Source organism: Planococcus dechangensis, assembly GCF_042654465.1.
Taxonomy (GTDB): Bacteria; Bacillota; Bacilli; order Bacillales_A; family Planococcaceae; genus Planococcus; species Planococcus dechangensis.
This window is the reverse complement of record NZ_JBHSGL010000015.1, coordinates 1-12,931: the sequence shown is the minus strand read 5'-3', so window position 1 is coordinate 12,931 and position 12,931 is coordinate 1. Positions and strand designations below refer to the sequence as shown.

Sequence of the window (12,931 nt, the reverse complement as noted above, 5' to 3'; positions counted from 1 at the left end):
TTTCACCCCCCCTCTATTGTAATTCATGATTTACACTTACGTTAAAAAAAATCTCATTTGGACTTTTTTTCAAAACCTTCGAAAGAGCTACTATGGTTTTGATAGTTGGATTACTTTCTCCATTTTCAATTTTACTAATAGTCATCCTGCTAACTTTTGATCTTCTGGATAATTCAGCAATAGACATTCCAATTTCTATACGAATATCTTTCAAGTTATTGTAATTCATGAATACCACCTCCTTGAATACAGTGTAAATTATAACTTGTATTTTTGTCAACCAAGAATTACAATTAAATCAAATAAACTTTTAGAAGGGGCGCTATTAATGAATGAGTTAAGCAAATATCTAAAAGAGTTACGAAAAACAAAGGAAAAATCTATTAGAAAAGCTGCAGAAGAAGCTAAGATTAGTCATACTTATTTAAGCACCTTAGAAAAAGGTTATGACCCCCGAACTAACAATGTGAGAAAGCCCACTCCTGAAATCCTTAGAAAACTATCTTATTATTACGACGTTCCATTTATAAAACTTATGGATTTAGCTGGATATACTCAGCAAGAACACAATGAATTATCTTTAATAGAAGCTTTTGGAGAATCTACTCCTTTCGGTTTAGCACATCCTCCGAAAAAGAAACAACTTGATTTATATTCAATCCTTGTAATGAATGCTGATGTATATTACAAAGAAACTTTATTCAACGAAAAAGATAAAGCATTCTTATTAGATTTTTTAGAAAGAACCTTCTCAAAAGAGAAAAAGGAGTGATTAACCCATGGCCCACTTCCGCGAAAAAAACGGCTCCTGGGAATACATCGTTAGCGCCGGCAAGGATCCAGTCACTCAGAAGTACACTAAAATAAGAAAGTCTGGATTCCGCACCAAGACAGCTGCTAAGAACGAAGCGCGCCGGATTGAAGAGGAATTGAAGCAAGGCACATACGTAAAGGAATCCAGCACCACATTCAGCGCCTTTGTGGACCAATGGCTTGCCCACTATGAAAAACGTGCCAAAGTAAGCAGCGTGAGAGCTCGTAGAATTGCCGCTAAGCGCCTCTTGGACGTGTGGGAGCATTATCCTGTCAGCAGCATTACCCTCTCCATGTACCAGCAAAGAATGGATGACTTAAGCCTTCAGTTTAGTGAAAACTATATAGATAGTATTCACAGCACTGGCCGCATGATTTTCAACCACGCCCACAAGCTGCAGCTGATTAAAGTGAACCCGACGCAGCATTTCGAAAAACCTCGGATGAAGAAAGATGTTGTGGAAGAGGAATATGAAGAAATCGAAAACTTCTTCGATCGCGAAGAACTAACGGAATTTCTCTTGTTAACTCGAAAATCCGGATTACGCGGTGACTTAGTTTTATTTACTACATTGGCCTATTCGGGTTTACGCATTGGGGAATTATTAGCTTTGAAAGAATCGGACATCAACTTTGCTACGAATGAGATCAGCATCACGAAAACCTACTACAATCCTTCAAACAACAAAAAAACCTTCCAGCTGCTTACCCCCAAGACTAAAGGGTCCACCAGAAAGTTTGATTTAGATCCGTTCGTTATTGGGATGATCAAAGACAATCTCAGACAACAAAAAGAATTGAAGATGAAAAACCGCAAGATTTATAAGGACTACGGCTTCTTGTTTGCAGATGAAGAAGGTTACCCGCCATCCATTAAGAAAGTGGCCATTCGCTTGCAGCGTCTGATGAAGCTCTTCGATTCGAATAAGCACATCACTCCCCACAGCTTCCGGCATACAAATATCTCCCTATTGATTGAAGCGAACGTACCGATTGGAGAAATTCAACGCAGAGTTGGCCATACGGACATTAACACCACAATGAATATTTACACGCACATGACGAGAAATACTAAAGCAGAAGCTTCTCAATTGTTCAGCAATCACCTATCCTCTTTGACCGAGAAATTGCAGTAAATTGTTGCCGTGAAAATCCATTGTTGCCCAATTGTTGCCCAAAACAAAAAGAAAACTCCCGAAACCCTGTAATAACAAGGTTCGGGAGTTCTTTTTACATCATGCCGCCCATGCCGCCCATATCAGGCATGCCGCCGCCTTGTCCTGCTGGTTCCGGGATGTCTGCGACGACTGCTTCCGTCGTTAGGAACATCGCGGCTACAGAGGCTGCGTTTTGAAGCGCTGAGCGCGTCACTTTCGTTGGATCGACGATGCCTTGTTCAAGCATGTTGACCCATTCGCCTGTTGCTGCGTTGAAGCCGATGCCGACTTCTTCGGATTTCAGGCGGTGAACGATGATCGAGCCTTCAAGGCCTGCGTTCGTTGCGATTTGGCGTACAGGCTCTTCAAGTGCACGAAGCACGATGTTGATGCCTGTCGCGACGTCGCCTTCTTGCTGCGCCGCCACTTCCGCTACTTGGTTGTAAACGTTGATGAGTGCTGTACCGCCGCCTGCGACGATGCCTTCTTCAACCGCTGCACGCGTTGCGTTCAATGCATCTTCAATGCGCAATTTGCGCTCTTTCAATTCTGTTTCAGTTGCTGCGCCGACTTTGATGACTGCCACTCCGCCAGCAAGTTTCGCTAAGCGCTCCTGCAGTTTTTCGCGGTCGAACTCAGAAGTAGTTTCCTCAAGCTGGCTACGGATCTGCGCCACGCGCGCAATGATTTTCTCCGAATCGCCGTTGCCTTCAACGATGGTCGTGTTGTCTTTCGAAACAACGACTTTCGCAGCGCGGCCAAGCTGGGAGATGTTCGCGGATTTCAAGTCAAGACCGAGGTCTTCTGTGATTACTTCAGCGCCAGTGAGTGCTGCAATGTCTTCAAGCATCGCTTTTCTGCGGTCGCCGAATCCAGGAGCTTTAACAGCCACTGCGTTGAATGTGCCGCGCAATTTATTGACGACAAGTGTTGCCAACGCTTCGCCTTCAACATCTTCAGAGATGATGAGGAGCGGTTTGCTTTGCTGAACGACTTGTTCGAGCACTGGAAGGATTTCTTGGATGTTGCCGATTTTCTTGTCCGTGACAAGGATGAACGGATTTTCCAGAACCGCTTCCATTTTATCGGAATCCGTCACCATGTAAGGAGACTGGTAGCCGCGGTCGAATTGCATCCCTTCAACGACATCGAGTTCCGTCGTGAAGCCGCGTGATTCTTCCAATGTGATGACGCCGTCGTTACCGACACGCTCCATCGCTTCTGCGATCAATTTGCCGACTTCCTCGTCGCCCGAAGAAATAGCCGCTACTTGTGAAATCGATTCTTTGTCTTCGATTTGCTGGGAAATCGATTGTAATCCAGTAACAGCGCTTTCCACTGCCATCTCGATTCCGCGGCGGATGCCGACAGGGTTGGCGCCAGCTGTGACGTTTTTCAAGCCTTCACGGATCATCGCTTGCGCAAGGACCGTTGCAGTTGTCGTACCGTCACCGGCGATGTCGTTTGTTTTGGAAGCAACTTCCGCCACCAATTTCGCGCCCATGTTTTCAAAAGCGTTTTCCAGTTCGATTTCTTTGGCGATCGTTACGCCGTCGTTCGTAATAAGCGGCGTGCCGAATTTCTTCTCAAGCACAACATTGCGCCCTTTTGGCCCAAGTGTCACTTTGACCGCGTCCGCTAATTTATCTACACCTTGCAGCATCAAGCTGCGTGCATCTTCACTGAACTTAATTTCTTTTGCCATGATTCGGTTCCTCCTATTGGTAAGAATTTATGGTTGATTAACCGACAATCGCAAGAATGTCGTTTTCACGTAAGATCAAGTATTCTTTGCCTTCGTATTTCAATTCGGTACCCGCGTATTTCGCAAAAACGACACGGTCCCCTTCGGCTACGTCCAGCTCTGTGCGCTGTCCATTTTCACGGATAAGTCCATTGCCCACCGCAATCACTTTGCCTTCCTGCGGCTTTTCCTGCGCCGATCCCGGCAAGACGATTCCGCTAGATGTCTTTTCTTCCTTTTCGACGAGCTCAATGATGACACGATCTCCTAATGGTCTTAACAATTGAAACACCCTCCTTGAATTAACTAGATTATTCTCTTAGCACTCTCTAAGCTTGAGTGCTAACACATAGATAAGTTTAATAAAATCTTCAGTCAATTGCAAGCAGAAACCCTGACTCACTTTGAATTCTTTGCGGGATTTTCCGTTAAGCCCTACAATAAAAGAAGCACTTGCACAGAAAGGAATATGACTACATGACCTCAACTTACAAAAGCTCAATAACGGGCAAGCCGAAAGGGCGCAAGCGCAAACATATGCGCACGCCGCTTCTCGTCCTGCTGGTCTTTATCGCCGTGCAGCTATTGCCGATTTTCTTCGTCGGCCCGACGCTCGGCTATTTCCGCGACCAAGGGCTCGATGACGCAACAGCGCGCGCCTCGACTTCCGGCTGGCTGATCTTCCTGACGATGGGCATCGGCTTTCTCGTTACGATGCTGCTCATTATGCGCGACCGCAATTTCTTCAATATATGGAAAGGCCAAAAATCAAGTATGGCTGCAGCAATCGCTTGGGGCATCTTCGGCTTTCTTCTATTAATTATCGGCCAATCGATCGCCGCCATGATCGAAATGGCAATCGGCATCGACCCAGGCTCTGAAAATACCCAGACGCTCGTGCGCATCGCTGAAGTCGTCCCATATGCGATTATCGCCGTCGTCTTCTTCGGACCGGTCCTAGAAGAGCTCGTCTTCCGCAGAGTCGTCTTCGGCTCGTTGAACCAAACGATGAACTTCTGGTTCGCCACAGCGATATCCGCACTGGCCTTCGCGCTCGTCCATATGGAATTCACGCACCTCTTGCTCTACTTCACCACCGGCTTGATCCTGGCAGCTCTCTACCAGAAAACAAAGCGCATAATCACACCAATCATCGCGCACATCCTGCTCAACGGCTACGTTATGCTCATCCAACTCAATATGGACAAAATCGAAAACTTCCTGAAACAAATGGAAAACTTGCAATAACCTAAAACCGCCGCTCACTTGTTTGAGCGGCGGTTTTCATGCCCGTTAGCACGAGGCTGCTTTATGATTTCGTTGTTTTGAAGATGAGCAATTGAAACCGCTTCTTCATGTTTCATCCGTGTTTTGGCATGCGTTTATTTGGTAGAGGATGATTGGAGTTGGAAGAGGCTTGTGCAACTGAGACATGGTTGATTGAAGCATCCTGTTATATGTCGCAGCCTCGCTTAGGGTTGAGCTTTCGCAATAAGCCAAGAAGACCACTTGTCTCATTGCTTCGCTTCGCCCTTAAGCGCGAGGCTGTTTTTACATTTCATTGAGAGATGCACGTGTAGATGCAACATCTTTCGGGCTAGCACTGGTTAGCTAGCCCGTGACTTAACTGATGAGAGGGCGATAGAATGGATGAAAAAATTCTGCACATTTGATTGATTACTAATTCCACTAGCCGATACGTTTCGAAAAGGCAGAAGCTATTTACATAAACCTAGTTAAGAAAGTGATGAAATATTTATTCTGCTCTCAAGCTAGCGACGGAGCGGAAGGGGCTGACGCCTGTGGCACCTAGCGGGCTGGCGAGACAAAGGCGGTGCTCTTCCCGCCTTGGCTCAACACCCGCACCACGGCAAGCAGCCCCTGCAGCGCAGTCGAATAGCGCCAGCTATTACTATCTTTTCTTTTCTTTTCTTTTCTCTTCTCTTTTTTATATCACTAGCTCAGCATCTGTAGGAAAGCAACAAAAAACCTTCCACCCTTATTTCGGTGGAAGGTCTTCTGTCTGTTCTTCGATCGCCTGCTGCTGTTCTGCCCGCAGAAACTTGCGGTAGCCGATGCGTGCAATCACCAAGCTGAATTCATACAACAAAATCAGCGGCAAAGTCACAATCAAATGCGACACGACATCAGGCGGCGTAATGAACGCGGCAATCGTCACCAGCGCCAAATACGCATACTTGCGATACTTCGTCATCTGCATCGGCGTCAAAATCCCGAGACGCGTCAAAAACAGCATCAACACCGGCAGCTGGAAAATAAAGCCGAACGGCAAAGTAATTTGGAACAAGAACTGGAAATACTCATTGATCCCGATCGTTTCTTGAATCTCCAAACTTTCCGAAATATTGAGCATAAATCCGATTACGTAAGGAAACAAGATCAAATACGAAAACGCGATGCCCCCGATAAACAGCGACAAAGAAAACGGGATATAGCTGAGCGTCACTTTCCGCTCCCGCTCATGAAGCCCAGGGCTGATAAATGCCCAAAACTGGTACATGATCAATGGCGATGTAATGATCAGCGCCAATATCATCATCACTTGCATGTAAATCTTGATCGGGTCGGTAATGCGGAACGCATTCAGCGTCAAATTCCGCGCCTCTTCACTGAACTGTAAATAGCGGATCAATGGCTCGGCTAAGAAAAATCCCGCAATGAGCGCCAACAGAAAGAAAACGACTATCAAGGTCAGCCGTTTTCTAAGTTCACCTATATGTTCAACTACTGTCATTTCATTTTGTTGAGTCATCGGACAAACATCCTATCAGGTTACTTGTGCTCGTCTTTCTTGTCTAATTGATCTTTCTTCGCTGTTTCAACTTTTTTGTCATCTTCGTCGTCGTCAGCCAATCCTTTTGTCGCGTTTTTGAATTCACGCAATGAAGAACCGAATGCTTTACCTAGTTCCGGCAATTTTTTCGGGCCGAAAATCAGCAATGCGACAATCCCGATGATGATTAAACTTAGTGGACCTGGAGCCATATAAGACACCTCCTGTAGTATGGTTATAGTGTAACTGAAACGCGGGCTTTTGGCTATTTCCAAAGGCCGTTCAAATGTGAAGGTTTTATGTTAATCATGCTTGATCTGGTAGATCAAAGTTTGCAGCTCGACAGATAAATCGATCGTCTGGACACGGATATGATCAGGCACCGAAATGCGCACCGGCGTAAAATTGAGTATGCCTTTGATGTCCGTCTGCGCAAGCCGGTCAGTCACTTCCTGCGCCGAACGCGAAGGTACCGTCAAGATAACGACTTCAACGCCATACTCCTTGATCTTCGCTTCGATCAAGTCCGGATGATACGTATCGATGCCGCTGATTTTCTGTCCTTCAATCGGGCTGTTCGTATCGAAGGCAAGAATGATCTTCGTGTTGTGGTTGCGGTGGAAATTGTATTTCAAAAATGCGCTGCCGAGGCTGCCGACACCGATCAAGGCGACATTGGTCGCTTCATCCTGGTCGAGCGTCTTGCGGAAAAACGCCAGCAGTTCCTGTACATCATAGCCATAACCTTTTTTGCCGAGCGCACCAAGATGCGAAAAGTCGCGGCGTATCGTAGCCGAGTCGATTTTCATCGCTTCGCTCAACTCTTGTGAGGAAATGCGTTTCTGTCCGGCATTGGCGAAATTCTGGAGAAACCGGTAATAAAGAGGCAAGCGCTTCGTTGTCGCCTGCGGGATTTTCGGTGATTCGTCAAGCATGTGATCGCTTCCTTCTGAACTGTTGTCAAATCGTATCAATCTTACATGACAAGCCTACATATGTAAAGGCTGGCTCGATTGCGAAGCTACTCTCCATCAGCTACACTTAAAGAGAATAGAGGTGACCCTAATGATCGTATTGCAAGTAAATCAAATCCATAAATCATTTGGTGCCGAAGAGATCCTCTCAGGCGCCAAACTTGAAGTCCAGCACCGCGACCGCGTGGCTCTTGTCGGGCGCAACGGTGCCGGAAAATCCACGCTGCTGAAAATCATCGCCGGGGAAATGTCCTATGACAGCGGCGATATAACGATGCCGAAAGATTTGTCGATCGGCTACTTGGAACAACAAAGCGACTTGAACTCAGATGCCACCGTTTGGCAGGAAATGATGAAGATCTTTGCCCATTTCCGCGACCAGGAAGCCAAGCTGCGCCAGCTCGAAGCCGCGATGGCGGATCCGGATGTCTATAATGATTCCGAACGCAACGCCAAAGTCATGCAGGAGTATGATGTGCTACAGACCAACTTCAAAGACGCCGGCGGTTATCAATTCGAAGCCGATACGCGCGCAGTCCTTCATGGCATGAAGTTTTATCCGGAAGACTACGAAAAGAAAATCACTTCCCTGTCAGGCGGGCAAAAAACCCGACTCATGCTTGCGAAGCATCTGCTTGCCAAACCGCAGCTGCTCATACTCGATGAGCCGACCAACCATTTGGACATCGAGACATTAAGCTGGCTTGAGAATTTCTTGAAAAACTATCCCGGAGCTTTGCTCATCGTCTCTCATGACCGCTACTTCCTCGATCAAGTCGTCACACTCGTCTACGAAGTGTCACGAAAAAAAGTCCGCAAATATACAGGGAACTACAGCCGCTATTTGAGCGAAAAAGCAAAGCAATATGAACTCGACCGCAAACATTACGAAAAAGAGCAAGACGAAAAAGCCAAACTGGAAGATTACGTCGCACGCAACCTGGTCCGCGCGTCCACCACCAAAATGGCACAAAGCAGACGCCGCGTGCTCGAGAAAACCGATTGGATGGACGCTCCTGAAGGCGACGAAAAATCCGCGCGCTTCGGCTTTGAAATCAAAAAACAAAGCGGTAACGATGTTTTGAACATCCAATCCTTATCTGTCGGTTATGGCGACCACGCCGTGTCGAAAAACGTCTCATTAAAACTATATCGTACTGAAAGCCTGGCACTTGTCGGCCCGAACGGTGTCGGCAAATCGACGCTGCTCAAGACCATCATGAAAGAACTGCCTGCACTCGCTGGCGACATCCATTACGGCACGGGCATCCAGTTCGGCTATTACGACCAGGAGCAAGCCAATTTGAAAGGCAACAAGCTGGTGCTCAACGAATTATGGGACGACTACCCGCAAGTAAATGAAAAGGACATCCGCGGCGTTCTCGGCCGCTTCCTGTTCACCGGGGACGACGTCTTGAAACCAGTCTCGACTTTATCCGGCGGCGAGAAAGCCCGCGTCGCACTGGCTAAATTGATGATGCAAAAAGCCAACGTCCTGCTCCTCGATGAGCCGACCAACCATTTGGACCTTGATAGCAAAGAGGTACTGGAGAACGCATTGATTGATTACCCCGGCACGTTGCTGTTCGTTTCGCACGATCGCTATTTTATGAACCGGATCGCAACAAAAGTAGTCGAGTTATCAGCTGATGGCACGACCGAATACTTAGGCGATTACGATTACTATGTTGAGAAAAAACTCGAAACCGAAGAGCTCGCAGCACTCGATGCCTTGGAAGCCCAAGCTAAGCTGCCGGAATCCACAGTGAGCAGTTCAACTTCGCAAATCGACAAAGAAGCCAAAAAATTGGAGCGCCAATTGCTGCGGAAAAATACCGAAATCGAGCAAACGATGGAAACGCTCGATGAAGAAATCGCCGCTTTAGAAGAACAACTATGCGAGCCTGATATTTTCCAAGACCATGAACGCGTGATGCCCTTGCAAGCGCGTCTTGAAGAACTAAACCAAGCCCACGAGCGAGCCATGAGCGACTGGCTGGAACTCCAAGAACAGCTCGAAGAAATAAATCCGTAAACCGCATACTGGGTATGCGGTTTTTTCTTTGTCTACATATAGGTCAATACCATTTAGGAAAATATACATTTCCACAGATTTGTGCACAACAACGATGCGATAATATCAACTGTCAACATAGTTACACACATTATCCACAAGGCATTTTTATTTTATACACATAGTTTTCCACCTCATAACCCACAATATATAGAAAATCCACTGTTTATTGACTGGTTATAAACAGGTTATTCACAAATTGTGCATAAGTACAAATGTTCTCTATTGACAGAAAATACATATCCATGTCCTTGTAATATTTGGATCTTTCCATAAAAAAAGCAACCATATCGCAATTCCGGAAGAATTACGATATGGTTGCTGTTTAGATCCACGAACTCAAAGGCATACCTGGGCGGCCGTTCATTGCCATATTTCCGGTCAATCCTTTTTCATACATAACAGTACCCGCCGCTGCGATCATTGCAGCATTATCCGTACAAAGCGGAAGCGGTGGAATGTAAAATGGCAAACCTTCTTTCTCAAAAGCCTCTGTAAGTGATTTGCGAAGGCCTTTATTCGCCGCCACGCCTCCCGCTGCGATGACTTGTTTGACACCGAATTCCTTTGCGGCACGCACAGTCTTTTCCGTCACCACTTCCACAACGCTGTTTTGAAACCCAGCAGCGACAGCTTCCGGCATAGGGCTCTCCCCGCGCTGCTTCAAATTGTGCATATAGTTCAGCACCGACGACTTTAAGCCACTAAAGCTGAAATCATAAGAACCTTCTTCAAGCCAGACACGCGGAAAATCGACTGCTGTTGTACTATCTTGTGCCAAGCGGTCTATGTGCGGACCGCCAGGATAAGGCAGATTCAAGGTGCGCGCCACCTTATCGTAAGCTTCTCCCGCCGCATCATCGCGCGTCTCGCCAATCACTGTAAAGTCGCCGTGTTCTTGCATGACAATCAATTCTGTATGGCCGCCTGAAATGACCAATGCCAAAAGAGGGAACTCCATTTCCTGCTCTAAACGATTCGCATAAATATGACCTGCGATATGGTGTACACCGACTAGCGGCAAACTATGCGCAAAGGCAAACGCCTTCGCAGCATTAACGCCGACAAGAAGGGCCCCCACAAGCCCAGGACCTTCAGTAACCGCTACTGCTGATAGCTTATCCGCCGTCAGGTTTGCCTGTTGAAGCGCTTCTTCAATCACAATGGTGATTTGCTCTACATGATGTCTGGAAGCGATTTCCGGCACCACACCGCCAAAACGCTTGTGGCTTTCGATTTGCGAAGCGACGACGTTCGAGATAATCTCGGTTCCGTTTTTCACGACAGAAGCCGCCGTCTCATCACAACTCGTTTCTATTCCTAATACATATTTGTCTTCATTCATCAAAATTCACCCACATAACTATGGCATCTTCTTGGTTATCCGTATAATAGCCTTTTCGGATGCCTCCATTTTGAAATCCTAGTTTTTTGTATAAATTGATTGCAACAATATTGCTGACACGCGCTTCTAATGTCATAAGCTTGGCCCCTTGCGCTTTTGCCGAATCGATAGCCGCCTTCATCAAGGCTTCACCCAGCTTTTTACCTCGCTGTGATGGCGATATCGCGATATTTGTAATATGCGCCTCATCCATGACAAGCCACATGCCGCAATACCCGACGATCGCTTCTTCGGTCTCTGCCACCACATAATAAGCAAACTCATTCTTTACCATTTCCTGCTCGAACGCTTCTTTGGTCCAAGCAAGCGTAAACGATTCTTTTTCAATTTTATAAACCTCGTCCACATCATGCAGCGTCATTTTTCGAAATGTCACTTGTTCGCTCATTGGCTTTCGCCTTTATCAGGTTTCACCAGATTGGCTTCGGCTTCTGTAATACGCTGATATTCCGGGACCGTGTGATGAACGTCTTGTTCTGGTTCACCTGCTGCCAAAGCAATCAAATTCGCCGCACGCGGAAGCCGATTTTGCATCGGGGCAAACCGAGCCTGATCTCCCACTATTTCTTCGATCAATGGGCGGTGAATCTCAAGATCTATCCCAGTAAACAAGACTGTGCGATCATAAGCGCGAATTTGCTCCAAAAATGTTTTGAAATCACTGTGCTGGTCTGGCACAATCGCCTCTAACGTTTCTCCATCATAAAGTGCGGTAAAGGCCGTTCCCCGTCTGGCATCCATTACGGGACAAATCAAACCATTAAATCCTAGCCCATTTGCAGCCAGTACTTTCAAACTCGATACTGTAACAAGTGGAATTTTTAATGACCAGGCCAAGGTTTTCGCGATTGTCAGTCCGATGCGTACGCCTGTATAAGAACCAGGACCTTCTGCTGTAACGATTCGGGTCAAGTCGCCTGGGACCACCTTCGCTTTTTTCATTATTTCTTCCACTGCAGGCATCGCTGTCAGTGAATGATTAATTTTCAAGTTATGGGTTTCTTCTATTAATACTGCATCGTCTTTCACCAAAGCTACAGCCAAAGGTGAATTTGACGTATCAATTCCTAAAATCATCGCATTAGCTCCCTGCATAGGTTTTCATAGCGTGCACCTCGCGGCTGAAATTCCACTTCGCGCCCCTCTTCAGACAAGCGACGGATTATGATTCCTAAGCGCTCACCCGGTAAATAATCTTCAATAAATTGAGCCCATTCAATTACCGATACAGCTTCTTCTGCGAACAATTCATCAAATCCAATATCCTCATCGCTGTTTTCCAAGCGATAGACATCGAAATGATTTAACTGAAGTGTACCTTCGTATTGTTTAAGTATAGTAAATGTTGGACTGTTGACTGTGCGCTCGATGCCAAGTCCTTTTGCCAATCCTTTGGTGAATGTTGTTTTGCCAGCACCAAGATCTCCTTCAAGCGTAACAATATCTCGAGGCTGCAATAGCCCAGCTAAACGCATCGCCAGTTGTTCTGTTTCTCTAGGCGATTTCACTTGAATAATAAAGCTCATATTTCTTCACCTCGTTTGATTCTTTCCATAGTTTAGCGGATAGGGCGCTTCAAATCAAAATATATTGTTTCCATAGAAAAAGAGCACAGCGGGTTCGCTGTGCTCAGTTTTGGGAATGACGGTCCCGACCGGGATCGAACCGGCGATCTCCTGCGTGACAGGCAGGCATGTTAACCGCTACACCACGGGACCAAAATTATAAGACCAGCGACGTCCTACTCTCACAGGGGGAGACCCCCAACTACCATCGGCGCAAAAGAGCTTAACTTCCGTGTTCGGGATGGGAACGGGTGTGGCCTCTTTGCCATCATCACTGGACCTATTGAGCTTGTTCGCTCAAAACTGGATAAATCGACATTGTGAAACGCAATCAAATTTTGGTTAAGTCCTCGATCGATTAGTATTCGTCAGCTGCACGTGTCGCCACGCTTCCACCCCGAACCT

General features: G+C 46.6%; 14 protein-coding genes, 1 tRNA gene and 1 rRNA gene. 4 read left to right on the top strand and 12 right to left on the bottom strand.

Annotated features, from left to right (window positions below; genetic code table 11):
- Positions 1–13 precede the first annotated feature (13 nt).
- Positions 14–229, bottom strand: a complete 216-nt coding sequence (locus ACFO5U_RS14485; RefSeq protein WP_377279795.1) for a helix-turn-helix transcriptional regulator — start codon at positions 227–229, stop codon at positions 14–16.
- Between the two features lie 99 nt (positions 230–328).
- On the opposite strand from ACFO5U_RS14485, the gene ACFO5U_RS14480 reads away from it, so the two are divergent.
- Entirely contained in the window at positions 329–772 is a 444-nt protein-coding gene (locus tag ACFO5U_RS14480; RefSeq protein ID WP_377279794.1) for a helix-turn-helix domain-containing protein, read from the top strand.
- Positions 773–779: 7 nt separating this feature from the next.
- Positions 780–1,949: a tyrosine-type recombinase/integrase gene (locus ACFO5U_RS14475; RefSeq protein ID WP_377279793.1), complete on the top strand. Its 1,170-nt coding sequence runs from the start codon at positions 780–782 to the stop codon at positions 1,947–1,949.
- A 94-nt stretch (positions 1,950–2,043) separates the two neighbouring features.
- Here the strand turns inward: ACFO5U_RS14475 and groL are convergent, their stop codons facing one another.
- Together groL and groES are read right to left on the bottom strand one after the other, a co-directional pair.
- Complete coding sequence (groL, locus tag ACFO5U_RS14470) at positions 2,044–3,675, bottom strand: chaperonin GroEL (RefSeq protein WP_377279792.1); 1,632 nt, start codon at positions 3,673–3,675, stop codon at positions 2,044–2,046.
- A gap of 37 nt (positions 3,676–3,712) precedes the next feature.
- Positions 3,713–3,997, bottom strand: coding sequence for a co-chaperone GroES (gene groES / locus ACFO5U_RS14465; RefSeq protein WP_377279791.1), 285 nt, complete (start codon positions 3,995–3,997; stop codon positions 3,713–3,715).
- A 194-nt stretch (positions 3,998–4,191) separates the two neighbouring features.
- Between groES and ACFO5U_RS14460 the strand changes: the two genes are divergently transcribed.
- Positions 4,192–4,962 carry a CPBP family intramembrane glutamic endopeptidase gene (locus tag ACFO5U_RS14460; protein ID WP_377279790.1) on the top strand — a complete coding sequence of 257 codons (771 nt, stop codon included), beginning with the start codon at positions 4,192–4,194 and terminating at the stop codon, positions 4,960–4,962.
- Positions 4,963–5,713: 751 nt separating this feature from the next.
- Here ACFO5U_RS14460 and tatC read toward each other — a convergent pair.
- From tatC to ACFO5U_RS14445, 3 genes are all read right to left on the bottom strand, one after another.
- The gene (gene tatC / locus ACFO5U_RS14455; protein WP_377279789.1) at positions 5,714–6,487 is read right to left on the bottom strand and encodes a twin-arginine translocase subunit TatC; all 774 of its coding nucleotides are present in this window, start codon (positions 6,485–6,487) and stop codon (positions 5,714–5,716) included.
- A 20-nt stretch (positions 6,488–6,507) separates the two neighbouring features.
- A complete protein-coding gene (locus ACFO5U_RS14450; RefSeq protein ID WP_377279788.1) occupies positions 6,508–6,720 on the bottom strand; it encodes a twin-arginine translocase TatA/TatE family subunit in 213 nt (70 codons plus the stop codon).
- A 90-nt stretch (positions 6,721–6,810) separates the two neighbouring features.
- The gene (locus tag ACFO5U_RS14445) at positions 6,811–7,443 is read right to left on the bottom strand and encodes a redox-sensing transcriptional repressor Rex (protein ID WP_377279787.1); all 633 of its coding nucleotides are present in this window, start codon (positions 7,441–7,443) and stop codon (positions 6,811–6,813) included.
- 130 nt (positions 7,444–7,573) lie between these two features.
- On the opposite strand from ACFO5U_RS14445, the gene ACFO5U_RS14440 reads away from it, so the two are divergent.
- Complete coding sequence (locus ACFO5U_RS14440) at positions 7,574–9,517, top strand: ABC-F family ATP-binding cassette domain-containing protein (RefSeq protein WP_377279786.1); 1,944 nt, start codon at positions 7,574–7,576, stop codon at positions 9,515–9,517.
- Between the two features lie 364 nt (positions 9,518–9,881).
- On the opposite strand, the gene tsaD is transcribed toward ACFO5U_RS14440, so the two are convergent.
- The 6 genes from tsaD to rrf all read right to left on the bottom strand — a co-directional run bounded on the left by tsaD (position 9,882) and on the right by rrf (position 12,805).
- On the bottom strand, positions 9,882–10,901 hold the full coding sequence (gene tsaD / locus ACFO5U_RS14435; protein WP_377279785.1) for a tRNA (adenosine(37)-N6)-threonylcarbamoyltransferase complex transferase subunit TsaD: 1,020 nt from the start codon (positions 10,899–10,901) through the stop codon (positions 9,882–9,884).
- Complete coding sequence (gene rimI / locus ACFO5U_RS14430; RefSeq protein ID WP_377279784.1) at positions 10,894–11,349, bottom strand: ribosomal protein S18-alanine N-acetyltransferase; 456 nt, start codon at positions 11,347–11,349, stop codon at positions 10,894–10,896. The genes tsaD and rimI overlap by 8 nt, the downstream gene beginning before the upstream one ends.
- Complete coding sequence (tsaB, locus tag ACFO5U_RS14425; RefSeq protein ID WP_377279783.1) at positions 11,346–12,038, bottom strand: tRNA (adenosine(37)-N6)-threonylcarbamoyltransferase complex dimerization subunit type 1 TsaB; 693 nt, start codon at positions 12,036–12,038, stop codon at positions 11,346–11,348. Before tsaB ends, rimI begins: the two co-directional genes overlap by 4 nt.
- Complete coding sequence (gene tsaE, locus ACFO5U_RS14420; RefSeq protein ID WP_377279782.1) at positions 12,035–12,487, bottom strand: tRNA (adenosine(37)-N6)-threonylcarbamoyltransferase complex ATPase subunit type 1 TsaE; 453 nt, start codon at positions 12,485–12,487, stop codon at positions 12,035–12,037. The genes tsaB and tsaE overlap by 4 nt, the downstream gene beginning before the upstream one ends.
- 119 nt (positions 12,488–12,606) lie before the next feature.
- A tRNA-Asp gene (locus ACFO5U_RS14415) sits at positions 12,607–12,679 on the bottom strand.
- A gap of 10 nt (positions 12,680–12,689) precedes the next feature.
- Positions 12,690–12,805: ribosomal RNA gene (gene rrf, locus ACFO5U_RS14410) — 5S ribosomal RNA — on the bottom strand.
- Positions 12,806–12,931 lie beyond the last annotated feature (126 nt).